We start from the raw sequence: 24,011 nt of genomic DNA on the forward strand, positions 1-24,011 counted from the left end.
GCATTTTAATGATTCCTAGCTGTCGAAAAAGTGGATTTACTTGGATGTTTTAAATGATGAAGACGACCGTTTTTAGAGAATCAATCCCTTAAGGGATAAGAGATTTATAGATATATTTTGGGTGGCAGCACTACGGACTGTACAGAAAGAGAAGGGCGTCTTTCCGTCAATCCGTACGTGTCACTTAGATATTAAATGGATCGATAACTACGGCTTGTACGGACGTGCGCCTACATTCTGTAGGTTCCTGTTCCATTTATGGCAAGCCGTCATACCGAACGAACCGAAAACCTTTAAGATCAAGAGAATAAAAGAATAAAAGAATAAAAGAATAAAAGAATAAAAGAATAAAAGAATAAAAGACCATAAGGAAGCAGCCGATTAATCGGCTGCTTTTTATTGTTATTTTTCCCTTTTGCCTTCCGAATCGTAAAACAGCGCAATCCGACTAAGCTTCTTCACCGGTAGGGCACCCGAACCTTACCGGCAGGAAGGAAGGGCGTCTAGTCAATCGGTCAAGGGGCAAAAAACTTTTTGATTAAGAGCGGGGGAAAACTAGTTATACAATATAACATTCAGAAGCTCTATTTAAAATAAATAGAGAAGTCTTTTCCTTAAAACAATGAAGCAGGGTTGACCCTGCTATTTATCTTTATAGTTGGTTTATAACTGACTTTGATGCTTTTGTTGCTAGAAATAGGTAAATGATTAAATTTTGAAGTTAATCAAGTTATGAATAGTTTAATTGAAAGGAGAAGTTCTTTTGATAGAAGTGTCTCCTAATCACTATATTGAAATTAGAATAACTATAAAACTATCAAATAAAAATTATGCAGGATTTTATACAAAAATTGACGAATAAGTTATGATAGATGAGTATCCCAAAATCCTGTTAGATCAACGATGTATAAAAACCTGTATATCGTGAGAAAAAGCGGAATTGCCCACCCCTTGATTCACAAGGAGTGGGCCTTTTTTTGACTTCCGTTAAGAACTTTTATGTAAACTAGAAATGAATGTGATATTCATTAGAAAAAAAGTGATTTTCGTTTGTTTGGTGTTCAGGATAGTGAAAAAAATTCTATTTTAAAGAGGGGTACAGTGAGGAATACTGAAGCTACCCCATATTCTACAAAAGAAGATAAAATTCAGCAATTTAACTTATGGACAGGAGTATTAACATTGTAAATAATGAAACTAAATACCAGTTTTTAACAAATTCAGAATGGAGATTAATCAAAAATGAAAAGTGGAAAAATTCTAATTTATTTTTTAGTTACCATTTTAATAGTGTTCAGCTTCTTTTACATAGAGATAAATAGTGAAAAAAAAACCGTGCATAACGAGAGTAATAACAAAGAATTAACACTTAAGGAGGCTATATATCTTGGCTTAAATAGAGCAAAAACATGGAATAAAAATGCTTCTTTAACGAGGATAACAAGTGTCGACGAAAATTTGGAAGGTTCAAAGGGAGAAACTGGGAAACGGTATAATTGGAATATGGAATTTAGTGCATCAAATCAAAAATTATTATCTATAGGAATTTCTCAAGGGAAAATATCCTTTAGCCGTGAGCATGTAGGGGATAATAATGGAACGATAAAATTGGAGGATATTAAGTTTGATAGTCCATACCTACTAAATATAGCAAAAAAAAAATATGGTCTCCAGAAAGGATTGGATTGGGCTACAGGTTACCAGTATACTCTTGATCTTATCGAAGGGAAACCAAGTATAACCATTTTGGGTACTGATAGAAATAAATTATTTACACGAATTAGCTTCGACCCTAAAAATGCGGAAGTTACAGACGTAATGCACAAAGTGCCACACGGAGGAGGTTTATATACTATATCATTAAATTCCAGTTCACCTAAATTATTATTAAATGAAAAAGGAAGGGCTATTAAGGGGATTTCAACTAATAATAAAAATTTGGTTAAATGGGGAGATCGAAAGCCAAGAGTGTTTAATTTTGCAGTGCAACCTTTCGTAGAATTAAGTGGAAATTCCGGAAAAACATGGGATAAACTTGACTTTAATCAAAATATACTCAATGCATGGATTAATTCCAATAACGAATTATATGTTGCAACTGAATCAGAGATTTTACGACTTAACTCATCTGGAAATAAAAAGAAGAGAATTTTAACATTAAAGACAAAAATTGAGAAAATGGATTATTCACAGAACAATAACATTGCTGTTTTATCTGACAATTATATATACACAACAAACGATGATGGTGAAAATTGGAAGAAAAATAGTGTGCCTAAATCTCTCTCTATCATTTCACTTCAAATTTCTGATAAGGGTACTTTAATACTTTTAACAAATGATTGGAAAGTAATTCTCAAAAACCATGATAAATGGATTCATTTAAATTTACCTCATAAATTAGGTGCTCCCTCAAATCTACGGCTAATTGGTGATGATTATTTAGTTGTTCAATCAGAGCAATCAATATGGATTCATAATTTAAAAGATTACAGTTGGCACAAACTTGAAATCAATGATCAAATAAGTATATTAATTAAAAAGAGAAACAATTTATTTGGAATCTCTGAAAATGGAACAATTTATTTAATTAATTTAGGAGGTGATAATAATGAGTGGATAACAAAAAGTATATATAAATTTAAAAAAGGAATTATTACAGATTTAGATTTTACCCATAATAATTTATTTATTGCAACTGTACCAGACTTTTATTGGGAAAACATGAATTGAAAGTAAAATCATTAATTTAAGTATATATTTTTAATAAAATCAGATGGAAGAAAAATTAAATAAAAGTACTTTTAAGTGGGAGAGGAAATTACATGAGAAAGAAATTGAACATACTTTTTATCATAAGTTTAATTTTTGGTTTAACACCATTGTTGGCATCTGCCAGTACAGATTCAGTTCCTGGTTACTTTACGGAACCTGCTCAAAATGTAACTGCTTATACAGCAAGCCAATATATTACACCAGGTGTAAAAAGGTATACAGCTTCTAATAAACTTCCAACTGATGGTATTGTTGCAATGAAAAAATCCACAATTGATGCTAGGGTTCCATTTGGATCACAGGTTGTTACACCACAATTAATAACAAATTATAGTGGGTATACTACCGACACTTATTATGTACAAGATTCAGGGGTTGACCCTACTCTAACAACTTATGCTATAGATATTTGGTGGGGTTTTTGTCGTACTGATGCGTATTCAAGCGTTAATTTAGGTTGCTCTACGAGTGATGCTACTTATAAAAGTGCAAAACTTTGGGGAAAGCCACCAATGAATCTTAAATTTTATACCAATAGTAATTAGATTAGACATCTAAATTTTTTCGAAACAAACTCTTTTCCGTTATCAATTGGAAAGTTCAATTCCAGGATTTACAAACTACAAAAATTCTGATTCTTAGTTTCTTTATTACTATTTTCCTTGCCTTATATGTCCAACAATCGCAGAAATCGACTTTTTAATACGCTCATGTTCAGCTATCACTGCGATAGTTATATAAGCAGCAAAAAAAAGAATCTTCCTTGGAAGGTCCTTTTTTTATTGCCGATAAGCGTACTTATGTAAACTACATCATTTTTTATAGTCTACCAATAATGGTAGGCTTTTTTTAATCGAAATTTCCTTTTTTTACAAAATTAACCCAATTTTCCCTAATTAACTATGTTATTTTTTGTCGTTTAAAACTCGAAAATATACGAATCAGCTACATATCGAGGGAATGAATAACCCAATTGACCAATAATTTGAATTAAAAGATACTTAAGCTGTTAGTCAACAGTAGCAACTATAAATAACAATTAAATTTATTAGAAAAGGAGAAATTATTATGAAAAGAATATTATTAAAAAATGTAACAAAACCATTAATTATTACAGGTCTATTAGCTGGTAGCCTCGCATCGCCCCTTTCCACTAAGGCTGCTGAGACCAGTCCAATTAAAACTTCAAATTCAATTAGTTCTTATACAACAAGTGAGATACCTGACCCTCGCACTATCGGTGGAACAGTTTCAGATTTAAGTGAAGAAACTATTCAAAAAGCTGATCCATACATTAAACTTAATGGATTCCGATTTGAAATAACAGATAACACAGCTCTACAACAAGTATTAACTATAGATGAATATGCAAGCGTTTCAGCTGAACTTAGTCAAATGAATACAGACATTAATCAAGAATTATTGGATGAAGAAACACCAACTTATCAAGTTTTTACACCTACAGAAAATACTATATCTTTTTATAATAGTGCACTAGAAGCAGACCCAGTATTCGAGGAACAAGCTAAAGCTACTAAAGGTGTAACTAAAGTCGTTTCACATTGGTGGGGATGGAATATTTATCTGAATGATTCTGATACAAAAGCATTAAGAAATATCGCTATAGGGGGAGGAACATTATCTGCAATCTCAGTAAAACTGGCTCCTATTCTTCCTGGACCAGGTGCTATAGTTGCGCTTATAGCTGAAATTATTACTATATCTGCCGGTGGTTTGACTGCACTCCTTATTGAAAACAATGAAGGTAAAGGTGTGATATTACGTTTAAACAAGACTTTCATTACTCCTTTTCCAGCTCTTACATGGGTTAAGCCTCAATAAGAAATGATTAAGAAAAGACTAAATCTAAAAAGGATTTAGTTCTTTTTATTCAATGTTTTTTAGCATTATAAATTGTTGATATAATAAAGGGCAATGTATTAAATATTATTAATACAATTAGCATTGTTTTTATATCAGATATTTTATTTAGTGAATATAATATTGCTAAAGTAAAAATAATGAGTGTTTCTATTACATATGCAAAAGTACTACTCTTATAGATAATAAATTTATGTCTTTCATCTTTCATGGTATCCTTTGGAATATATCTCTCTAATAAAATGCTTTGAAAACCAGTTGCTAGTAATAACAATCCAAACATTAAGAATTGAGATTTTAAAACAAAAATAAAAATTATTCCTAAACTGATCAATAAAACTGAAAATAAGTAAGAAATTATTTTAGATACATTTAATGTCATTTTCTCATTCCTCCTCTGGTTGAAATATTTCTTCGATACTTAAACTAAAAACTTTAGAAAATTTAAAAGCTAACTGCAAAGATGGGTTAAATTTTCCTTTCTCAATAGAAATAATAGTTTGCCTAGAAACATCTAGCATATTTGCTAATTTTTCTTGAGAAATTCCTCTTGTTTCTCTTAAATCTTTAATATTATTTTTCACGGTTTATCACTAACCTTCAATATAATGTTAAGTTTATTTTACGTAAAGTTTTGTTTACAGTCAAGTTTATTTTACAATATATAAAAAGATTTGATTGAACAAATGGAAAAAAGGATCTTCAAAAATTTGAAGATTCTTTTTTCATTGCCGATAAGGTCCATTATGTAAACTGGTGCTGCATGCTTTATACATAAAAAACCTGTGTTCCTTATACAATTAATGGCAGTATAGTTGAACAAGGAAAATTTAATTTTTAAGCGAATCTGTATTTAGTTTGTATAGGAGGTTAAAAATGATAGAACAAATTAAAGTTGTTGCAAACGCCGACTATCCGTTGGAAGGGATATTGACGTTGCCAGATTCTCATACTGAAAAAGTCCCTGCAGTTGTATTTGTACACGGTTCAGGTGCCTTAGATAAAGATGAAACCATTGGTGCAAACAAGTTTTTTCGAGACCTTGCTGATGGACTTGCAAATCAAGGGATTGCATCGCTTCTGTATGACAAGAGAACATTCGCTTTTGGTAAGCAGATGGTTCAAGAACTCGGCGGTAAGCTTTCAGTCAAAGAAGAGGTCTTAGAGGACGCTATTATGGCTGTTGAAATGCTAAAAAAAGATCCCCGTGTGGATGCAAATCGCATTTTCATAATTGGACATAGTTTAGGCGGGACGCTTGCTCCAAGAATCGATGCAGAAGGCGGAGATGTGGCAGGCTTAATAATCTTAGCCGGCACTCCTCGAACACTTGAAGAAGTTATCCTAAACCAAAATGAAGATTCCATAAAGCAGCTTGAGGCATCTCAACAAGAGATCGATTTAAAGCAAGTAAAAGAACTGCAAAACAAGTTTGATGCCATATCCGACATGACGGTTGAGATGGCGGAGCAGACCATTTTGTTCGGTTCTGTTTATGCTTGGTATTTTAAAGAAATGAATCAACATCCTACAAAGGATTATCTATCGCAAAATAAAAAAGCGATTTTCGTCGTACAGGGTGATAAAGATGTACAGGTTTCCGTTGAAAAAGATTTCAATCGATACCGTGAAATGTTAAAAGACCACCCCGATGTCACATTCAAGCTCTATCCAGGTTTGAACCACATGTTTATGAAAGCAGTATTTGGTACTTTGAAAGACATTTGGAATGAATATAATATTCCACAATCCGTGGATAGGAATGTTTTAGAAGATATAGCAAAATGGATATTGTCGAAATAAGTCAAATCAAGTTTGTGTGATTACACCTCATGGCGACGTACACCGTAGGAACTACGGGGTTAGCTTGGTAAATAAAAGTAACCTCTGCTGGTAAAGAATCACTAGTAAGTATGCTTTGTTCCCAAGAATCTCCCACTTCAAACAACCTGTAAGGGTGTTAAGTGGTAAGTAGTTCAAGTTAATAACAGAAACATTAGTTGAATTAAAAAGACTAGCGCTTCTACTAAAAAGGACCCTATAGAATAGACACTTAAAAAGTCTATTTTATAGGGTCCTTTTGTGTATTATTTGAAAAACCGGAATCGTGGAAATTTGAGATGAGTTAAAAAGCAGTTAGTTCAAAAGGTATCACTTACATTGAATTTAAGCGTAATTGTGGTCCTTTTCTTTAGCTCAAAAATCAAGTTTTAAATTTAACAAAGACTTTATTTAAAATAAAACTTTTTCTTTTCCCAATAATTTACTAGATTAGTATGCATTTCCTTTGGTTTTTCAATTTCAAACCATTCAATACTCCCACTATATCTCCAAAAAATATTTTTTAAGGGAAGTTTATGTCTTAAACGAACTTGCTCTTCTTTCGAATAATGAACACGAACAAAGGTAGTTCTGGAAGATTTTGTTTTAATAAATTCAATATTTTCAATTTCATCCCAAAATATTTTATTACCAACGAAGTCTACAACTACACCTTCCTCGTCCCAGTATATCCCGATCCCTTTTTTACGATAATTCCAAAATTTTATTGAATCCCAAAAAAGTAAAAAGATAAATACCAAGAAGCCAATGATTACAAAAATTTTTGAAATTGAGAAATGCTTTGTACTTGTTATTGCCATCAAAAGTATAAAAAGAAATAGTATACCAAATATGGCAAAAATGAATATTGTTAAAATCTTTGGTTTATATACTTTCACTTTTCTTTACACGTCTCCTTATCTACATCTATCTTTATTTTACTAAAGAATATATTAAAAATGTGTAGGAAAAAAAGTAATTGGCATTTTCGTTACTAAAGAAATTTATTTAACAGACCCATTTGGTATACGGAAAATGGGTTAAAGAAAATTGGCAACCTAAAAAAATAATACTTTTAATTCCATTTTTGAATAAAATTTAACGAGTAATATAGCAAATTTTCAGAAAAAGTAATTGAAAAACGACATCAGTGTCGTTATAATTAAATAAAAACGACATGCGTGTCGGTTTCGAGGGGGCTAAGCAAGATGAAGGGTCTAATGAATAATAAAGGTTTCTTAACATTAATGGTTGCTCAAGCGATTTCAAATATTGGTGATTGGTTAAGTATTGTCGCAATCATTACGCTTGTAGGGTTAAAATGGAATGCTTCACCAATTGAAGTATCATTTATTATTTTATGTCTCGCTGTTCCGATGGCGTTATTAGGACCTGTTGCGGGAACGATAGCAGATCGTTTTAGTAGAAAGCAATTAATGGTTTTATCTGACATTGTCCGTGCTGGTTTATTTGTTTTACTGGCATTAGCAAATACTTTGTGGATGGTCTATATTTGTTTGTTTATCATCGGATTGTTTTCAGCTGTTTTTAATCCTGCGAAAAATGGTAAGTTAAAAGAACTAGTTCCGAATGATGAAATAAAGAGCGCTATGTCAATTACAACTATGATTGACTCAGCTACAAAAATTTTTGGACCGATTTTGAGTGGGATACTCGTATCGGCAGCTGGAACAACGCCAGTATTTTATATTAATTCAGTATCATTTATTATCTCTGCGATCTTAATTTTCATGCTTCCAAAAGTTGCCCAGCAGATTAAAGAAGAAAAAGTGAAAGATCAAGCTAAATCTTCCTATAAATCTGAATTTATGGAGGGCGTTACATTTATTAAATCAAATACTCAGATTTTAGTAGGTATGCTATTTTTAGGTTTTAGTCTCTTAATCTTGCAGTTATCTGATTCGCAAATTATAGTTTTAATTAGGGAACTTAAACATGCGTCGCCAGGTTTATTCGGCTATTTAGTAACAGGATCTGGAGTAGGAATGTTTTTTTCTAGTTTAATTTTAGCGAAAAAAACAAATTATCGTGCCTATAATTTAATGCTAATTGGGGTTTGTGGAATGGGAATTGGTTTTGGTATGATGGCTTTATTCACACATTTTAATCTCAATTTTTCAATTATTTGGGCACCATTATTAGGTTTGTTTGCAGGATTTGCAGCTTGCTTAGTATTTGTTCCATTCCAAGCATCTGTTCAAGTCGATACCCCTGTTGAGTTAACTGGTAGAGTATTTGGCGTAATAGGAAGTGTTACTACAACAGCAACTATTATCGGACCTTTATTAGGTGGATGGCTATCAACAGTATTAGGTGTCATTCCAACATTTATTATAACTGCATCACTTTTAGTATTTGTCTCGTTAATAGGATTCTTAACGAAAAATAGAGTAGAGCGGGGGAAGAAAGATGTCTCCGAAAGTCAGCAAGGAGCACCAACAGCAACGTCGAACTAAAATATTAGAAGCTGCAAAACAAGTGTTTATTGAAAATGGGTATGAAAGAACGACTATGAAGCATGTGATGGACGCATCAAATGTTAGTAGAGGTGGGTTATATCAATATTTTGCTAATAAAGAAGAAGTGTTTGAATCACTTTTATATGAGTCACTATTGAGAGTGTCTGAAGAGACAAGTGAATTATTGAATCAAAATGTAGATTCATATTGGGAATTACTTTTATTAAGAATGTTCGGTAAAAGCAGAGTGCCAAATGATCGAATGGATCCTTTGGCACCAGTTACTTTAGAGTTTTTCATAACTGGGAGAAATGATGAACGAAGAAAAAGGTATGGGCAAGAACGATACTTTTATGGTACTAAAATCTTTTCTGATGTCATAAAAGAAGGTCAAAAAAACAAAGAATTTAGTAAAAAGTATGATAGTGAAGTTTTAGCAAGAATGATTGTTTCATTTATTGATGGACTTGCACTAGACTATGCAATACTCTCAGCGGAAGAAATAATGATGGAAGAACAATCGATTTTGTTTGTTCAATTTTTAAAATTTGCTCTTGATATAGAATGAATAATCGTTTCCGAGCCTGAATTAAGCGAATATGAATGGGGAGTTTGGAAGGAGTTCAAAGTACAAGACTTGGACGGATATGTAATTGGATTCAGAACAGGGCATAAAATTGAAAACTAAGAAAATGGCTATACTAATCGTGACTAAAGGAGTGATTAGATGAATTTTCGATCAAAGGAACAAATTTTAACCGAACAGCCATCAATTGAAAGAAAAATTGAATTCAGAGGTAATAAATACAAATTAGTTGATACAGTTCATGATGTTTCACACGGTGGGTTTTTTGATCTTACATGTTATACATACCGCAATGAAACAGATAACGCAGAAATATTGCTATATGTGCAAAAAGGTAAAATCGTAATTGTTGAACCTTAAAAATAGGTTTTAAGGCTGCCTCGTATACTTCAGGCAGTTTTTATTTATTTTAAGACTAATATGACGATATTAAGAGATATTAAGTAGAAAAATGAAACAATAGATTTGGAAAAGAAGGGGGAAGTGGATTGAAAAAATTTAGTTTTTTATTCTTAATTCTTCTGTTAACTGCTTGTTCGCATGGCAACGGTGCAGTTGAATCATTAAAAAAAGAATATCCTAAAACTGTAAAGCAAGTAGTTAATCAATTACCTAAAGATGTACAAAAAGAACTAGTTGTACCAGAATGGATACCGTTTAGAGCAAAGGATGTCACAATGGATGTACAAAAAAATGGAGCTATTAACGCTACCTCCTTTAATTACTCAAATGAAGAAGTAGAGGTCACAATGTTTGTCATTACTTATCATAATAAAAAACCATCTTTCCCAGATGAACAACAACCTTTAAAAACAACAAAATTAAAAGATGGAACAAAAGTTTTGATTGTTGCTGATGATGATAATACAAAAACAATTCGTTGGAAGAAAGACGGGCTTTATCATTCAATTTCACTTCTTTTTTCAGAGGAAACTGGTAAACAATACACTATTCGAGATTTAGTAAAAACTGCTAATTCAATGAGTAAATAATTAAAAGAGACCGCCAAAAAAATGACGGTCATTTTTTTTACATTTAAGAAAGTATAAATTGGCAAACAGGGAAGAAAAATCGACGTAGAGCCATTTTTAGGTATAGGTATAAATGCATCTATGCCTCTGAATTCTCCTAACAGCTCGCCAATCGTCTTTATGAATTTTTCACTTCATTAAGAGCTTCAGTATTTGATTTACTTGGAGCAAAATAACCTTCTGAATTAACTGCAGCTGGTGTAGGTTGCCCTTTATCTTTGTTCTTCTTTTTTACATGTGGATTTTGATTGTGACCCATGAATATCACCTCCAAATTTAGTATGTGCTATATTTCCTACTTACTTTCGGAATTGTTATTAACAATAAGTGGGAAGATTGCTATGCAATTTTCTTCTCTTTTTGGGTATGTTTTCTTGAACGGTTAAGAATTAGTAAAGCCAAAATTGAAAAGAAAATTGGTCCTGCAATCATCCAGATTGTTGAGTTGAAATCACCTTCAATAGCCGGTTGAATAATCGTAAAAAAGTTTGCAAATCCAACAACCAAAATAACGAGAATGCTCGCAAATAAAGAAGATGAATTTGATTTTAAAATTTGAAATGGCTTGTCGATTTGTTCATTTCTTTTAAACATTGGATACGCAATACCTAAAAATATATAAGGTAAAGTCATTGAAACATTTGTCATTAAAGTTATTTTATTAAAAAATGCTGATGCTCCTTGGCCACCAAAGGAAGTAAGGACAATAATGATTGAAACAATTGAAAATTGTACCCACATTGCATTGACAGGCATACCTTTTTCATTTGTGTCAGAAAATTTTGTCGGCCATAAGTATTTTGGTGTGCCTTTAATGATTGTTTTTAACGGTGCATAAATTAATGTGAAAAATGCTCCGGTATATGCAAGAAACATTGATAAACCAGTAATTCTTGCAAACCAAATACCAATTTGATCGGCAGTATGTGATGATAAAGTAAAAGCTTTTCCAAGTTCTAATCCTAAATTGTACATAAGTACATATGTTATGTTCCCTAAATTCGTAGTGCTAGCACTTAAATCATTTGACCAGTTTATAAAGATTCCTACTAAAAAAATGCCTAACGAATATCCTACGGAAATAATAATTGCTGAAATGGTAATCCCTTTTGGAAAGTTCCGTTCAGCGTTCTCCGTCTGATCAACTAAACTACCGATTGCTTCTAGCCCACCATATGCAAAAATCGCAAATACAACAAATGATAGTATCGCAAGGGTTGAAAGATAGTTTGGATTTGGTGAGTGAGCAAATGCTGATGAGAAACTTTTAATCGGTTGAGCAAATTTGCCGCCATTTAATACCAAAATAATGATACTTGTAATTAACAGCACTATATTTAAAGAGAAAACTGTAATACCACCAATTGTTGTAACTTTACTAATGCTTTCAATTCCTTTCGAAGCAAAAAATGTCACAACTAACATCCAAAGTAATGCTAATAATCCGATAGATTGAGTAGAAGTAAGTCCAAATAATGAAAGTGATTGCGTTTTGTCACTACCAAAAATGAACGTTGATAGTGGAATCCAAACCTTTGAGGAGACACTTACCATATAAATTACATAAGAGGAGAACCACATAAAGGTACCTATAAAAGCGAATCTAGGTCCAACCGAATCAGCCATCCATGTATAAATTCCACCTTCTGAATGCTTATATGCAGCTCCGAACTCAGCCATCATAAATGCAAAAGGAATAAAAAACGTTATAGCAGAGAGTAAGTACCATGGAATTGCACTATATCCCATTAAATAAAAAGCGGTTGGTATATTTCCAAAACCATATACAGTGGTAAATACCATTAATATTAAGCCAACAAGTGAAAGTTTTTTACTCAAGATCTCACCCCAATAAATAGTCGATTATAAATGAATAGTAATATTTTCTTCAATAATCGGTAATTTATGAGGACATACACACAGTTAGGTTTAAACTTATTTTTTAGAAATAATAAAGAATAGTTTCGTTCTATTTTTCAAACGCTAAGTTGATTAATAAATACTTAAAATGGTTTTTTGAAAGAGAAAGGATGAAATAAATGAGCTTTAATGAAGTAGTATTTAGGGTCATATGCTCATTTTTTGTTTTATTTATTTTAACGAGATTAATGGGGAAAAAGGAAATTAGTCAATTAGATGTATTTACATTTATAACAGCCATTACAATAGGGAATGTAGCAGCATCTATAACGACATCTAAAACATTAGATATTGAAGATGGGATCATTGGATTAGTTGGCTGGGCAGTTTTGACGATCATCATGGGGTATTTAAGTTTAAAATCTAAATCTTTACGTCGGATGATTCTTGGGGAACCAATTATTTTAATTAGACAAGGAAAAATAATGGAAAATGCATTAAAAAAAGCTAGATTAGATACAGAGCAATTTCAAGGAATGCTTCGTAATGAGAATATTTATTCGTTGAAAGATGTAGAGTACGCTATATTTGAAATTGATGGCAGTCTATCAATTATGAAAACAAAAGATGTTAAAACGAAAAAAAATAAAACATGGAAAAAAACTTTGTTATTTCCAACGTCAACAGCAGTGGTATCTGATGGGGAAGTAAACGAAGATGCATTATCAAATTTAAACTTGGATAAAAAATGGTTAATAGCTCAACTTGAAAGGGTAGGCATAACATCAATTTCAGATGTGTTTTTTGTTGAAGTACAAACAGATGGGTCGTTATATATCGACTACCGAGAAGATCATTTCAATGAAGAAGAAAATTAATTGACTCACATCCTAAAGAGGATATGAGTCAATTTAGTTTTTATAAAAATTATTCGTAAATAGGTACCCAACCTTCAGTCGTAACAAATAATCGAACAGCTACTACTTTACGATCCTCTGCTAAAGTGAAGTAGTGGCGTACATTTGGTGGTACAGAAATTAAATCTCCAGGATTCAAATTAACATGGAAAAAGCCTTCATTTCCCTCGATAATAAACGTACCGTGACCGCTAACGATGAAGCGAACTTCGTCATCCGTATGATGATGCTCACGATTGAAGTTTTTAAGTAATTCATCAAGATTTGGAGTTGCTTCTGAAAGAGTAATAATATCACTCGCTAAATAGCCACGTCTTGATGAAATACTGTCGATTTCAGCTTTAAATGTTTCAAGAATTGCTGCTTTTTCATCATCTGATAAAATAAATTTTTCTTGTAACGAACTATGTAATTGTTCGATATTCCAATTTTCGTAAATTACACCTTGTTCTTCTAAATAAGCTTTTACTTCAACATCACTTGTAATATGATAATCTTTTTTTTCTACCCAAATTGTTGCCATTCTTCATTCCTCCAAATTAATTCTTTATAAATGTATTTTTTTGAATACCTTGTAATGCATATTGGAATAGAAACTCATAAGCTTCTAAATGCTTTTTAGCTTCAAATGCTGATTCGGCCCAAACTGTTATACCATGATTATGAATTAATACAGCACCATGATCATTCTTTATATGTGGAAGAAATTCATTTGCAAGAGTAGGGATATGCGCAAGATTTTTTATGATTGGAATTGTAATTTCTGCATCTTCTTCCCATAATCCTAATGCTTTAATAATTTCGATACCAGAAAAAGATAACTCATCTTGATATGGAAAATCCTTTGTTATAAAGTTATTTGCTAAAGTGTGTACATGAAGTACGCATTTTGCATTTGTATGTTGATAAATTAGCCGATGTAAAATGGCTTCAGCTGATGGTTTTTTTGATTCATCCCAAACAGATTGGTCAAATTCATTAACGAGTAAAAAATCGTCATAAGTATGTTTAGTTTTATCTTTACCACTAGTTGTCACTAAAAAGTTTAAAGGTTCGTCATTTACTTTAATTGATAAATTCCCGCTAGTTCCTAAAAACCAATCTCGATCAGCTAGTACTTTTTTTACTTCACGGATTTCATCATAATGTTTGAAAAAGTCCTTCATACTAGCACCTCCTTCTCTAATGAAGCTCGAATATCATAGAAATTTTCAAAAGGAATGAAAGGTAAAGATAGTTCTTCACATTTATCTTTTAAGAAATCTCGAGCATAAATTAAATTGGCTTCTTTTGCAATTTGTAAGTCAGTAATTGAATCGCCAATGACAATGATAAAATCATTTGATTCACTAAATTTTCTTTTAACAGATGGTTTACACATTCCACAATCATTCGTACAGTTTTCATCACAAGAATGATCCCAATGAATTTTTACAGTTTGGCCCGTAAAGTCAGTACGATTACATAAAATATCCGAAGGTTGAAGGTAATCCGCTAATATAGGATGAACAAAAAAATCTAGCCCGCCACTTACAACTTTTAACGCATATTGTTGAACGCTTACAAATTGAATAAAATCGCTAAAACCATCTCGAATGATAGTACGATCGATTACAAAATCAGTCATTTCTTGTTTTTTCGTTGAAGGAATCGTAGCAAACATTTTCTCTACGCCTTCTCGAATCGATAGATTGCCATTTAATACTTCACTTGTTAATTCACTTACTGAAGGAGGAGCAAATTCTTTAATTAAATTAACGATATTGTCTCCCTCAGTAATTGTTCCATCAAAATCACAAAAAATCTTTATTGCCATTGTTGTTTACCCCCAAAGTTGTAATGCTTTTTGTAGTGATGTATTTGGAAGTGCGTATTCTTTTAGCCCAACTCCAGACAGTGTTGCTGAAATTGCTTCTCTAAATGCATTACCTCCACCAATCGGACCATCCGGATGACCATGAACACCGCCACCAGCGTTGATGACTTGCTCAATTCCAAAATCTTGAATTAATTGAGGCACTAGCGCAGGGTGAATTCCAGCAGAAGGTACTGGGAATGTCTCTTTTAATCCATTTGATACAGTTAAATTTTCAGCGATTTTTAAAGCTGTCTCTTTTTGTAATGCAACTGAACCATATGGCGAAGGGAATAGACTAAAATCTGCACCTGCAATTCGTAAAAGTTTCCCTAATAATAATCCTGCGTCAATTCCATAAATTGGTGATGCTGTAAACGCACCCGAAACAGCAGGATGGGCCATAATTGGAACATTAATTGATGGATCCTCTGCCAAACCTTGAAGTACATCAATTCCATACGAGAATACATTTAATAAAAATACATCCGCACCAGCTTCTGCAGCACGTAATGCTTTTTCTTTTAACTCATATGTACGGCCAGTTAAATTCACCGCGTATAATGTTTTGTGTCCTGTTTTTTCATAAACTTGGTTCAAAATATTTTTTCCGTGAGTGACGCGATCTGTTATAGATGTATTCGTGTCAAAAAGTATCTCGTCGTCTTTAATTAAATCAACGCCGCCTAAAGCTTGCTTTTTTAATTCCTCTGAAATGTATTGAATGTCTCTGCCGATTATTGATTTGAAAATGCTCATTAATAAAGGTCGATCATATACATCCAATTTTTCTCGAATGCCTTTAATACCAAATTTTGGACCCGGAAATAAATTTAAAATGTCATCAGTAAAATTTAAATCTATTAGTTTAATTTCGCCATCAAGGGATAGCTTACCGAAAACTGTTGTTAAAATAGCTGGAAGATCAGCTGAAAAATTTAAGCTAGGATAATAAATTTCAATAATCCCTTTTGTTGGTTTATATCCTAAAAAGTTAACGATATTTTCTTCGCATTCTATTTCACGAACTGAAAGAACTTTACCTTTATGCTTTTGTAATTGAATTTGATCATTTTGAGGTAATGACGTCCAAGAACCAACCGTTAAACCTAGAGCGATTGACTCTGCCTTTTTTTCTAAATGATGATTTTTATCATAAACTTGGTAAGTTGCTATTACTCCACTCATTTCAAAACCTCCAAAAAGTTTTAATCAAACAAAAAACCTCTCCACTAAGGAGAGGTTTACCTACACCTTATCTGTCAGCAAATGCTGCGAGAATTAGCACCGTACTAGTTAACTAGCCGGTTGCCGGGTTTCGTCGGGCTCGGTCCCTCCACCTACTCTGAATAAAGTTAATATTTAATTTTGAATTATTAATCTAATCGCATTATTTCATGAACAATCATAATTGTCAAACATTAAATTTTGAAAATACTTCAATCTCTTTTAATCTAGCAACTGTTTCCTTCAGTCTATCAGTATCTGATAGTAGGCCGACTCTTACATACCCTTCACCATATTCTCCAAATCCATTTCCTGGAGCGACTGCAATATGAGCCTTTTCAAGTAATAGATCAGCAAATTCCTGTGATGTAAAACCTGCTGGAATTTTTAGCCATGCAAAAAAGGACCCTGCTGGTGCAGTTACTTCCCATCCAATTTCGTGACAACCGCTAATAAATACATTTCTACGCTCTTCATAAAGTGCTAATAGTTGTTTTACACTTTCTTGAGATTCTGTAAGCGCAACAGCGGCAGCTTCTTGAACAGCAGGGAAGATGCTAACGTAAAGATGATCCTGTAATAGATTAATTGCTGAAATAACCTCTTTATTTCCAACTGCAAAACCGATTCTCCAACCAGCCATATTATAAGTTTTAGAGAGGGTATAAATTTCAATCCCGCATTCCTTTGCTCCTGGCGTTTGAAGAAAACTTAAAGGTTTTTTGCCGTCAAAACCAAATGCGCCATAAGCAAAATCATGACAAACTGTAATTTGATTATTTCTTGCAAGCTTAACTGTTTCTTTAAAAAATTCTTCTGTTGCGATAGCGCCAGTGGGATTATTTGGATAATTGATAAATAATATTTTACTAGCATCCAAAACATCCTGAGGAATTAATTTATAATCTGGTAAAAATTGATTTTGTTCAAGTAATGGAAGCATGTATGGTACTGTTTTTGAAAGAGATATACCAGATAAATAGTCTGGATAGCCTGGATCTGGAACTAAAATTGTATCTCCAGCGTCACATAAACAAAGTGGTAGCTCAACTAATCCAGCTTTTCCACCGAATAATATGGCTACTTCTTCCTCTGGGTCTAAATCAACATCATACTCTCGTTTATAAAATTCTACAACAGCATTTTTTAGAGAGCTCATCCCTCTAAACGGAGAATAACGATGAGTTAAAGGGTTTTCAACAGACTTTTGTAATGCTTTTATAATATGGTCGGGTGTTGGCTGATCTGGATTTCCTTGACCAAGATTAATGACATCGTGACCATTACTAATTGACTGATTCACTTTTTGGACTAGTGAAGCAAAAAATTGTTTAGGTAAATTGTTTAATAGTTTACTATGATTCAAGTTAATCACTCCAAAAATATAATTAATTTAAGTTGATTAAATCGTTACTTAATCGAATGATTTTCAGGAACGATTGTTGCAATAACTTTCACCATCATATATGCTCGATTTAAAAATGTCTATAAAATTTAGAATAGGGTGAATAAATTGTGATTAAAATTGCGTGTATTCAATCTGACGTTATTTTAGGTAAATCAAAGTCTAATTTAGAGAAAATGAAAACTCAAATAAACGAAGCTGTTAAAGAAAATGTTCAGGTTATCGTATTACCAGAGTTATGGACAACAGGCTATTGTTTGGAAGAGATTGGCTTGCACACAGGTGAACAAGAAGCGATTATTTCTGAACTTCAGTCGATTGCAAAATCAAATAATGTAATATTGATTGCTGGTTCGTTCCCAATTGCAAGAGAAAATGGGGTAACGAATACGTTAATTGTTATTAGCAATACTGGTGAATTAGTAAAATCTTATGATAAAGTTCATTTGTTCCAGTTAATGAACGAGCATCACTATCTTCAATCAGGGGAAACAGACGGTCTTTTTGAAATCGAGGGATTAACAGCTGCAGGTTTTGTTTGCTATGATTTGCGTTTTCCTGAATGGATTGGAGCTCATTCTCAAAAAGGTGCAAAAGTTTTATTTTTTGTCGCTGAATGGCCAATTCAAAGAATGAATCATTGGGAAATCTTGTTAAAAGCAAGAGCAATTGAAAATCAGTGTTATGTTGTTGCTTGTAATCGAGTAGGAAAAGATTTAGCGAATACATTTGGCGGAGGATCAATGATCATTGACCCTTGGGGAGAAGTAATTTCCAAAGGTAGCACGAATGAAGAAATCGTATTCGGTGAAATTGATCCGAAAAAAGTCGATGAAATACGCGGTACAATCCCTATTTTTGAAGACAGAAAAGAAGAAATTTACAAAAAAATTTAAAAAAGTGATTGACAAATTAAAAATTTATAAACTAAAATACGATTATAAAATCAAATATGCGAACTCTTATTTCGAGTAGGCGGAGGGATTTGGCCCGACGATGCCCAGCAACCGACCGTAATACCATTGTGAAATGGGGCGTATTGTATACGCCTGAGCTTAAATGCTCAGTAAGGCACGGTGCTAATTCCAACAGAAAAGAAATTTTCTGGTAGATAAGAGACGAAAGCCAATTAGTATTGCCTCTTTTCGTCTCGGAAAAGAGGCTTTTTATTTTGCAAAATTCAAGGGGGATGAATTTAGTGACTGTCATTGAACGAAAAGAATATAGACCTTTAACAGAAGCAACTGCAATTACTTATTTACAAAAACTTGGCTATTTTAAAAATGAACTATGTGAAAGTATAGAAATCGGGGATGGGAATCTAAATTTAGTGTTTAAAGTTAATCCCGTAGGAAGCGAGAAAGGGTTAATTATAAAACAGGCTCTACCATACGCAAAAGTCGTTGGAGAAAGCTGGCCACTTACATTAAAGCGAGCGACGATCGAGAGTAATGCGACAAAAATATACAATGAGCTAATCCCATTACATGCACCAAAAATTTTAGAACATGACGAAGATCAAGCTGTAACTGTAATGGAGGATCTATCTCACTTGCAAATTTTACGAAAAGGTTTCATTGAGAAAAAAAGCTATCCGTTTTTAGCTGAACATATTGGAGAATTTTTAGCTAAATCATTATTCTTCACTTCAGACTTTGGAACTTCACCGGCTAAGAAAAAAGAGTTAGAGTATCTTTTTAATAATCCTGACTTATGTGATATAACAGAAAATCTTGTTTACACGGACCCATTTTTTAACAGTGAAACAAATAGTTTTGAAGAAGAATTAACAGATGAAATTCAAAATCTATGGAATGATGAAGATCTACAAATTGAGGTTGCGAAACTAAAATTAGATTTCTTATCGAAAAAAGAAGCTTTATTACATGGTGATTTACATACGGGAAGCATTTTCGTATCTGAAACAGAAACAAAAATAATTGACCCGGAATTTGCATTTGTCGGACCAATCGGATTTGATTTAGGGCAAATTCAGGCAAATTTACTTTTTCAACTTTTCAGTCGTACTGAACTAAAGGACGAAATTATTGAACACATTTTAAACATTGAAAAAGTTTTTAATGAAACATTTATTCGCCTATGGGAAGAGCATAGTGTTAGACCGTTTAACCAAAAAGCTTTAATTAAAGAAAAACTAGAAGGATATTGGGTGGATGCAATTGGGGTTATTGGATGTGAATTAATCCGAAGAAGTATCGGTCTTGCTCATGTTGAAGATATTGATGCACTGGAACATAATCAAAAAATTGAAGCAAAGAAAAAAGTCTTAAAATTCGGAGTTTATTGTATAAAAAATAGATTTACTATTAGAAATATTGGAAATTTACTTAATGGATTGGAGTAATAATCGATGACTACATTACAGCAAATACCTGAATCATTACAATGGAACGGTGAAAGCTTAAAAATTTTAGACCAAACAAAATTACCAACTGAAATATACTATTTAGATGCAACAACATTATTAGATGTACGTGAAGCAATCGTAAAATTACAAGTAAGAGGAGCACCAGCGATCGGTTTAGCAGCTGCGTATGGACTTTATTTAGGTGTTCGAGAAATTGAAACTGAACAAATTGAAGAATTTCATCAACAAGCAAGATTATTAGCGGATGAACTAATTAGTGCTAGACCAACTGCAGTAAATTTAGCATGGGCAGTTGAAAAACTAATTGGATCTAGTAAAGAAGCAGTTACTGTATCAGAAGCTAAATTAATCATCATGGAAGAAGCGATAAAATTACATTTAGCAGATGAGGCAACTTGCAAGGAAATCGGTGAAAACGCTTTAACATTATTACATGACGGTGCAGCGGTATTAACTCATTGCAACGCAGGAAGTATTGCGACAAGTCGCTACGGAACAGCTTTAGCTCCACTTCACTTAGCAAAAGAAAAAGGTTGGGAAATTTCAGCCTATGCAACAGAAACTAGACCAGTATTTCAAGGGGCAAGACTGACATCTTGGGAATTGAACCAAAGTGGTATCCCAGTTACATTATTGACAGATAATATGGTCGGCTACTTATTACAAAATAAAAAAGTTGATGCAGTTATAGTTGGAGCTGATCGCATTACTGCTAATGGGGACACTGCAAATAAAATTGGAACATTACAATTAGCGATTTTAGCAAACTTTTACCAAATCCCATTTTATGTAGCAGCTCCTTTATCAACAATTGATTTATCAATCGAATCAGGGAGCGAAATTGTAATTGAACAACGCGATCGTACTGAAGTAACACATATCGGAAATGTTCAAATAGCACCTGATGGAATCGATGTATTAAACCCAGCGTTTGACGTGACGCCGAATGAATTAATTACGGCGATTATTACAGAAAAAGGAATTGTTTCTAGCGATTATAAGGAAACTTTTAAAAGTTGGGAGCAAGAGTAATTTATTGATTGCATTTAATAGAGAAAAACGATTACCATTTATTCGTTAACTTCTTCCCTAGGAAATAGTTAAAAAGAGCAATTTTTTCTGATTTTTATAAAATTTTAACACTTTATCAATATAAGATTTGGTGGGCGATTATTGCAATTTAAGTTGTTATTAAAAAATATAATAAGCCCTATTATCTAGATTTTGAGTTTCGAAATATTCGTATTTGTGAATCGGGAAATTCTATTTATATAGAAAAAATAAAAATGAATTAATTGTCATTACTTTAAATGGAAAATATTTGTAGAAATAACATTATTGTAAAAATGAATTACTATATAGGAAGAAACTCATATTGCTAAAGTAGCAATAATTCAAAAACAAATGATTTAACACTTTCCGAGAATCTTAACGGATTGGTCAATTTTGTTCGATTAAATGGGGGGTTCGAATCAACTGAATTTTTTCAGACAGTTTAACATATTTTCGTTTGATGTTTATTCTAGTTATAAGTTAAATTCATTATTAATGTATTATTTATATAAAAATAAGAGAAAACTCAAAAAAGCCAATTCCTAATTGTAGAAGGGATTGGCTTTTTGTTGACTATCATTAAGAATCATTATGTAATTAGGATAAATTGTTCCAAATGGAAGCGATATGGTGAAGCTGTTCCGTACAAAAATTAAATGACCGTACTGAACAAGAAGGGGAAATTGGAGAAGGTTTTCCTTAAAAACAAATTGAAGAGAGATTGGAACATGAAAAAGCATTGTTTAAGGGGTTTGCAGTTTATAAAGAAGAGAAGTACGCTATCTTGGGAGGGTGCTGAATAATATAGAAAGCGAAGAGGGGAAAGAAGAGTTCAAAAGAAGAATTGAAGCAGTAAAAAATTAATAGTTATATAGGAAGACAAAATATCTCGTCAGTAGTACATAAATAATATAAACATTAATTGATGGAATTAGAAATTGAATTTAATTAAAGTCACTTTTGAACTAGATCAAATCATAAATCCCATAGAATATTTAGAGGATGTGCAACGATCTCTACAATTGTAAAAAGATGACTAATTAGAGAAATACTCTGACACTAAAAGATTACTTTTATATGATATGCGCAGAAGAGTTTCTACAATCTTCTGCTAAAAAGTCCGCTAAAAATTGTAACTAAGATTGTTAATTGAGGAGGGTATATAATGGCAATTAAGCTCTGTCCCATGTGTGGTAATGAGAATAAGTGCTCAAGTGGGAAGACTTGTTGGTGTAATGATGAGTATTTCCCAAGAGAGATATTTAATCAGATACCACAAGAAGAGGTAAGAAGATCTTGTATATGTAAGTCGTGTTTAGATAAGTATAAAGAAGATAACAAAATAGAAGACCTAAAGCCTTCTGATATCGGACCAAAAGTATTTAGTCGGAAGAGTGGAGTTGAACAGGACGATGAAGTGTGTTACTGCTATGAAAAGTTTAAAGATAATCTTAAGCCAGGAACAGTAACCAAGTGTTTCAAAGAGAAATGTGCTAATTACCTAAGTTGCACAGAAGAACGTAATAAAGGAGTTTGACTAGGGAGTTAATCAAGAACACGCCGTTCTTTCGTTTAGGTTGTATTCTTGTATAACTAAACCAACTAATAGTTTGTCAAAAATTTTCAATTATCCAGACAAAATGTGAATCTTTTTATTGGAAAATTGGCAGGTTTGCTATAAAGAGTAAACCTGCCAATTTTGCGTAATAAATAAAAATTGTATGCAAAAAGCTACATCCTATTTAGAATGTGCTTGTCTAACTTAATTATCTTTCTTTTACTTTGTTGGTATAAAAATCATATAACTTTTCAATGGATGAATTGGACAAAAGAGGTATCGCTCTCTTAACTAATTCTCTATCCCAATCAAACCAACGCATTTTCATTAGTTTATTAATCTCTGAATCTGTGAAGCGTTTCTTTATTTCTTTTGCAGGATTTCCACCAACTATTGTATATGGAGGTACGTTTTTAGATACCACAGAACCTGCTGCAACGATTGCGCCTTCACCAATTGTAACACCAGGCATTATAATAGCGTTCATGCCAATCCAGGCATCGCTTTTAATAACTGTGTTACCTTTTGGTTCATAAGATTGTCCTATTTGTTCAACAAATGGATAAACAGTGATCCATTCTAAATGGTGGTTATGATTACCACCCATTAAAATGACAACTCCACTTGCAATACAAACATAATTTCCAATAATGAGTTTATCTAGATGCCAACCAAACTGTTCAATTGGATTGAAAAGTTCTTGAGATTTAGCATCACCCCATAAATATCTTACACAGCCATCTTCAAAATTTTGATTACCATAATACCCTGAATAATAGGAATACTCCCCTACTTCAATGAGTGGATTTGTCACTATATCTTTTAAATACTTTGTTTCAGACCAATGATTAAATAATGGATGATTCATAATTATTTTCCTCGCTTCTAAGTATTGTAGATTCTAGAACTTACTTAGAAGCTTAATACCACAGCGACATTTTTAAACTTTTTTAAACGACGAATCATTATCCTCAGCCTTTCTATAAAAGTAAAAAAATCATAACTTAATAAATTACTTTAGTCAAATTGTAGAAATATGTACTTAAACTATTCGTGCGTTAGTTGAAGATTAACTGGCAATATGAGTCTTTTTTATTAAAGTAAATGGATAGTTAAACAAGAATGCAATATTTAAGAAGAAAAAAGGAGGAATATGGTAAAATTTAATATGCT

At 32.5% G+C, this 24,011-nt stretch carries 24 protein-coding genes and 2 riboswitches; of the genes, 13 read left to right on the forward strand and 11 right to left on the reverse strand.

Features of this window, described 5'->3' with window-relative positions; genetic code table 11:
* Window positions 1–1,242 precede the first annotated feature (1,242 nt).
* The 3 genes from ACFWM3_RS17950 to ACFWM3_RS17960 all read left to right on the forward strand — a co-directional run bounded on the left by ACFWM3_RS17950 (window position 1,243) and on the right by ACFWM3_RS17960 (window position 4,617).
* Window positions 1,243–2,733: a beta propeller repeat protein gene (locus tag ACFWM3_RS17950; protein WP_390312316.1), complete on the forward strand. Its 1,491-nt coding sequence runs from the start codon at window positions 1,243–1,245 to the stop codon at window positions 2,731–2,733.
* A gap of 92 nt (window positions 2,734–2,825) precedes the next feature.
* Window positions 2,826–3,320, forward strand: coding sequence for a hypothetical protein (locus ACFWM3_RS17955; RefSeq protein WP_390312317.1), 495 nt, complete (start codon window positions 2,826–2,828; stop codon window positions 3,318–3,320).
* A gap of 523 nt (window positions 3,321–3,843) precedes the next feature.
* Complete coding sequence (locus ACFWM3_RS17960) at window positions 3,844–4,617, forward strand: hypothetical protein (RefSeq protein WP_390312318.1); 774 nt, start codon at window positions 3,844–3,846, stop codon at window positions 4,615–4,617.
* Window positions 4,618–4,666: 49 nt separating this feature from the next.
* Here the strand turns inward: ACFWM3_RS17960 and ACFWM3_RS17965 are convergent, their stop codons facing one another.
* Together ACFWM3_RS17965 and ACFWM3_RS17970 are read right to left on the reverse strand one after the other, a co-directional pair.
* On the reverse strand, window positions 4,667–5,038 hold the full coding sequence (locus ACFWM3_RS17965) for a hypothetical protein (protein ID WP_390312319.1): 372 nt from the start codon (window positions 5,036–5,038) through the stop codon (window positions 4,667–4,669).
* Window positions 5,039–5,042: 4 nt separating this feature from the next.
* Window positions 5,043–5,240 (reverse strand): helix-turn-helix transcriptional regulator, encoded by a 198-nt coding sequence (locus ACFWM3_RS17970; protein ID WP_390312320.1) that lies wholly within the window; start codon window positions 5,238–5,240, stop codon window positions 5,043–5,045.
* A 292-nt stretch (window positions 5,241–5,532) separates the two neighbouring features.
* On the opposite strand from ACFWM3_RS17970, the gene ACFWM3_RS17975 reads away from it, so the two are divergent.
* The gene (locus ACFWM3_RS17975) at window positions 5,533–6,459 is read left to right on the forward strand and encodes an alpha/beta hydrolase family protein (protein ID WP_390312321.1); all 927 of its coding nucleotides are present in this window, start codon (window positions 5,533–5,535) and stop codon (window positions 6,457–6,459) included.
* A 425-nt stretch (window positions 6,460–6,884) separates the two neighbouring features.
* On the opposite strand, the gene ACFWM3_RS17980 is transcribed toward ACFWM3_RS17975, so the two are convergent.
* Window positions 6,885–7,376 carry a hypothetical protein gene (locus tag ACFWM3_RS17980; protein ID WP_056470137.1) on the reverse strand — a complete coding sequence of 164 codons (492 nt, stop codon included), beginning with the start codon at window positions 7,374–7,376 and terminating at the stop codon, window positions 6,885–6,887.
* A 309-nt stretch (window positions 7,377–7,685) separates the two neighbouring features.
* Between ACFWM3_RS17980 and ACFWM3_RS17985 the strand changes: the two genes are divergently transcribed.
* The 4 genes from ACFWM3_RS17985 to ACFWM3_RS18000 all read left to right on the forward strand — a co-directional run bounded on the left by ACFWM3_RS17985 (window position 7,686) and on the right by ACFWM3_RS18000 (window position 10,535).
* Window positions 7,686–8,954, forward strand: coding sequence for an MFS transporter (locus tag ACFWM3_RS17985; protein WP_390312322.1), 1,269 nt, complete (start codon window positions 7,686–7,688; stop codon window positions 8,952–8,954).
* Window positions 8,908–9,525, forward strand: a complete 618-nt coding sequence (locus tag ACFWM3_RS17990; protein ID WP_056470134.1) for a TetR/AcrR family transcriptional regulator — start codon at window positions 8,908–8,910, stop codon at window positions 9,523–9,525. Before ACFWM3_RS17985 ends, ACFWM3_RS17990 begins: the two co-directional genes overlap by 47 nt.
* Before the next feature lie 159 nt (window positions 9,526–9,684).
* On the forward strand, window positions 9,685–9,903 hold the full coding sequence (locus ACFWM3_RS17995) for a hypothetical protein (protein WP_390312323.1): 219 nt from the start codon (window positions 9,685–9,687) through the stop codon (window positions 9,901–9,903).
* 128 nt (window positions 9,904–10,031) lie between these two features.
* Complete coding sequence (locus tag ACFWM3_RS18000) at window positions 10,032–10,535, forward strand: hypothetical protein (protein WP_390312324.1); 504 nt, start codon at window positions 10,032–10,034, stop codon at window positions 10,533–10,535.
* A gap of 157 nt (window positions 10,536–10,692) precedes the next feature.
* Here ACFWM3_RS18000 and ACFWM3_RS18005 read toward each other — a convergent pair whose 3' ends face one another.
* Both ACFWM3_RS18005 and yjeM read right to left on the reverse strand, forming a co-directional pair.
* Window positions 10,693–10,833: a hypothetical protein gene (locus tag ACFWM3_RS18005; protein ID WP_156339654.1), complete on the reverse strand. Its 141-nt coding sequence runs from the start codon at window positions 10,831–10,833 to the stop codon at window positions 10,693–10,695.
* An 80-nt stretch (window positions 10,834–10,913) separates the two neighbouring features.
* Window positions 10,914–12,413 (reverse strand): glutamate/gamma-aminobutyrate family transporter YjeM, encoded by a 1,500-nt coding sequence (gene yjeM, locus ACFWM3_RS18010; protein ID WP_390312325.1) that lies wholly within the window; start codon window positions 12,411–12,413, stop codon window positions 10,914–10,916.
* 200 nt (window positions 12,414–12,613) lie between these two features.
* Between yjeM and ACFWM3_RS18015 the strand changes: the two genes are divergently transcribed.
* Window positions 12,614–13,312 carry a DUF421 domain-containing protein gene (locus ACFWM3_RS18015; RefSeq protein WP_390312326.1) on the forward strand — a complete coding sequence of 233 codons (699 nt, stop codon included), beginning with the start codon at window positions 12,614–12,616 and terminating at the stop codon, window positions 13,310–13,312.
* Between the two features lie 49 nt (window positions 13,313–13,361).
* On the opposite strand, the gene ACFWM3_RS18020 is transcribed toward ACFWM3_RS18015, so the two are convergent.
* The 5 genes from ACFWM3_RS18020 to ACFWM3_RS18040 all read right to left on the reverse strand — a co-directional run bounded on the left by ACFWM3_RS18020 (window position 13,362) and on the right by ACFWM3_RS18040 (window position 17,808).
* Window positions 13,362–13,874 (reverse strand): cupin domain-containing protein, encoded by a 513-nt coding sequence (locus tag ACFWM3_RS18020; protein WP_335474224.1) that lies wholly within the window; start codon window positions 13,872–13,874, stop codon window positions 13,362–13,364.
* Window positions 13,875–13,890: 16 nt separating this feature from the next.
* Entirely contained in the window at window positions 13,891–14,517 is a 627-nt protein-coding gene (locus tag ACFWM3_RS18025; protein ID WP_390312327.1) for a methylthioribulose 1-phosphate dehydratase, read from the reverse strand.
* Window positions 14,514–15,167 (reverse strand): 2-hydroxy-3-keto-5-methylthiopentenyl-1-phosphate phosphatase, encoded by a 654-nt coding sequence (locus ACFWM3_RS18030; RefSeq protein ID WP_390312328.1) that lies wholly within the window; start codon window positions 15,165–15,167, stop codon window positions 14,514–14,516. The genes ACFWM3_RS18025 and ACFWM3_RS18030 overlap by 4 nt, the downstream gene beginning before the upstream one ends.
* 6 nt (window positions 15,168–15,173) lie before the next feature.
* A complete protein-coding gene (locus ACFWM3_RS18035; RefSeq protein WP_056470111.1) occupies window positions 15,174–16,394 on the reverse strand; it encodes a 2,3-diketo-5-methylthiopentyl-1-phosphate enolase in 1,221 nt (406 codons plus the stop codon).
* A gap of 64 nt (window positions 16,395–16,458) precedes the next feature.
* Window positions 16,459–16,562, reverse strand: a riboswitch (SAM riboswitch).
* Between the two features lie 58 nt (window positions 16,563–16,620).
* Window positions 16,621–17,808: a pyridoxal phosphate-dependent aminotransferase gene (locus ACFWM3_RS18040; protein ID WP_390312329.1), complete on the reverse strand. Its 1,188-nt coding sequence runs from the start codon at window positions 17,806–17,808 to the stop codon at window positions 16,621–16,623.
* Between the two features lie 143 nt (window positions 17,809–17,951).
* Here ACFWM3_RS18040 and ACFWM3_RS18045 point away from each other — a divergent pair, with 143 nt between their 5' ends.
* The 4 genes from ACFWM3_RS18045 to ACFWM3_RS18060 all read left to right on the forward strand — a co-directional run bounded on the left by ACFWM3_RS18045 (window position 17,952) and on the right by ACFWM3_RS18060 (window position 22,817).
* Entirely contained in the window at window positions 17,952–18,734 is a 783-nt protein-coding gene (locus ACFWM3_RS18045; protein WP_390312369.1) for a carbon-nitrogen family hydrolase, read from the forward strand.
* A gap of 63 nt (window positions 18,735–18,797) precedes the next feature.
* Window positions 18,798–18,956, forward strand: a riboswitch (SAM riboswitch).
* Between the two features lie 71 nt (window positions 18,957–19,027).
* Window positions 19,028–20,203 carry an S-methyl-5-thioribose kinase gene (gene mtnK / locus ACFWM3_RS18050; RefSeq protein WP_390312370.1) on the forward strand — a complete coding sequence of 392 codons (1,176 nt, stop codon included), beginning with the start codon at window positions 19,028–19,030 and terminating at the stop codon, window positions 20,201–20,203.
* 6 nt (window positions 20,204–20,209) lie between these two features.
* Window positions 20,210–21,259, forward strand: a complete 1,050-nt coding sequence (mtnA, locus tag ACFWM3_RS18055) for an S-methyl-5-thioribose-1-phosphate isomerase (RefSeq protein WP_390312330.1) — start codon at window positions 20,210–20,212, stop codon at window positions 21,257–21,259.
* A gap of 1,186 nt (window positions 21,260–22,445) precedes the next feature.
* Window positions 22,446–22,817 carry a cysteine-rich CWC family protein gene (locus tag ACFWM3_RS18060; RefSeq protein WP_056470097.1) on the forward strand — a complete coding sequence of 124 codons (372 nt, stop codon included), beginning with the start codon at window positions 22,446–22,448 and terminating at the stop codon, window positions 22,815–22,817.
* A gap of 229 nt (window positions 22,818–23,046) precedes the next feature.
* Here ACFWM3_RS18060 and ACFWM3_RS18065 read toward each other — a convergent pair whose 3' ends face one another.
* A complete protein-coding gene (locus tag ACFWM3_RS18065) occupies window positions 23,047–23,706 on the reverse strand; it encodes a CatB-related O-acetyltransferase (protein WP_390312332.1) in 660 nt (219 codons plus the stop codon).
* Window positions 23,707–24,011: the final 305 nt, after the last annotated feature.

It is taken from the genome of Gottfriedia sp. NPDC058432, from assembly GCF_042721555.1.
Lineage (GTDB): Bacteria > Bacillota > Bacilli > Bacillales > Bacillaceae_G > Gottfriedia.

Bases quoted from the DNA above. Each gene is read 5' to 3' on its own strand.
- ACFWM3_RS17950 (WP_390312316.1), top strand. From the start codon at position 1,243: ATGAAAAGTGGAAAAATTCTAATTTATTTTTTAGTTACCATTTTAATA.
- ACFWM3_RS17955 (WP_390312317.1), top strand. From the start codon at position 2,826: ATGAGAAAGAAATTGAACATACTTTTTATCATAAGTTTAATTTTTGGT.
- ACFWM3_RS17960 (WP_390312318.1), top strand. From the start codon at position 3,844: ATGAAAAGAATATTATTAAAAAATGTAACAAAACCATTAATTATTACA.
- ACFWM3_RS17965 (WP_390312319.1), bottom strand. From the start codon at position 5,038: ATGACATTAAATGTATCTAAAATAATTTCTTACTTATTTTCAGTTTTA.
- ACFWM3_RS17975 (WP_390312321.1), top strand. From the start codon at position 5,533: ATGATAGAACAAATTAAAGTTGTTGCAAACGCCGACTATCCGTTGGAA.
- ACFWM3_RS17985 (WP_390312322.1), top strand. From the start codon at position 7,686: ATGAAGGGTCTAATGAATAATAAAGGTTTCTTAACATTAATGGTTGCT.
- ACFWM3_RS17990 (WP_056470134.1), top strand. From the start codon at position 8,908: ATGTCTCCGAAAGTCAGCAAGGAGCACCAACAGCAACGTCGAACTAAA.
- ACFWM3_RS17995 (WP_390312323.1), top strand. From the start codon at position 9,685: ATGAATTTTCGATCAAAGGAACAAATTTTAACCGAACAGCCATCAATT.
- ACFWM3_RS18005 (WP_156339654.1), bottom strand. From the start codon at position 10,833: ATGGGTCACAATCAAAATCCACATGTAAAAAAGAAGAACAAAGATAAA.
- ACFWM3_RS18015 (WP_390312326.1), top strand. From the start codon at position 12,614: ATGAGCTTTAATGAAGTAGTATTTAGGGTCATATGCTCATTTTTTGTT.
- ACFWM3_RS18020 (WP_335474224.1), bottom strand. From the start codon at position 13,874: ATGGCAACAATTTGGGTAGAAAAAAAAGATTATCATATTACAAGTGAT.
- ACFWM3_RS18025 (WP_390312327.1), bottom strand. From the start codon at position 14,517: ATGAAGGACTTTTTCAAACATTATGATGAAATCCGTGAAGTAAAAAAA.
- ACFWM3_RS18030 (WP_390312328.1), bottom strand. From the start codon at position 15,167: ATGGCAATAAAGATTTTTTGTGATTTTGATGGAACAATTACTGAGGGA.
- ACFWM3_RS18035 (WP_056470111.1), bottom strand. From the start codon at position 16,394: ATGAGTGGAGTAATAGCAACTTACCAAGTTTATGATAAAAATCATCAT.
- mtnK (WP_390312370.1), top strand. From the start codon at position 19,028: ATGAATTTAGTGACTGTCATTGAACGAAAAGAATATAGACCTTTAACA.
- mtnA (WP_390312330.1), top strand. From the start codon at position 20,210: ATGACTACATTACAGCAAATACCTGAATCATTACAATGGAACGGTGAA.
- ACFWM3_RS18060 (WP_056470097.1), top strand. From the start codon at position 22,446: ATGGCAATTAAGCTCTGTCCCATGTGTGGTAATGAGAATAAGTGCTCA.
- ACFWM3_RS18065 (WP_390312332.1), bottom strand. From the start codon at position 23,706: ATGAATCATCCATTATTTAATCATTGGTCTGAAACAAAGTATTTAAAA.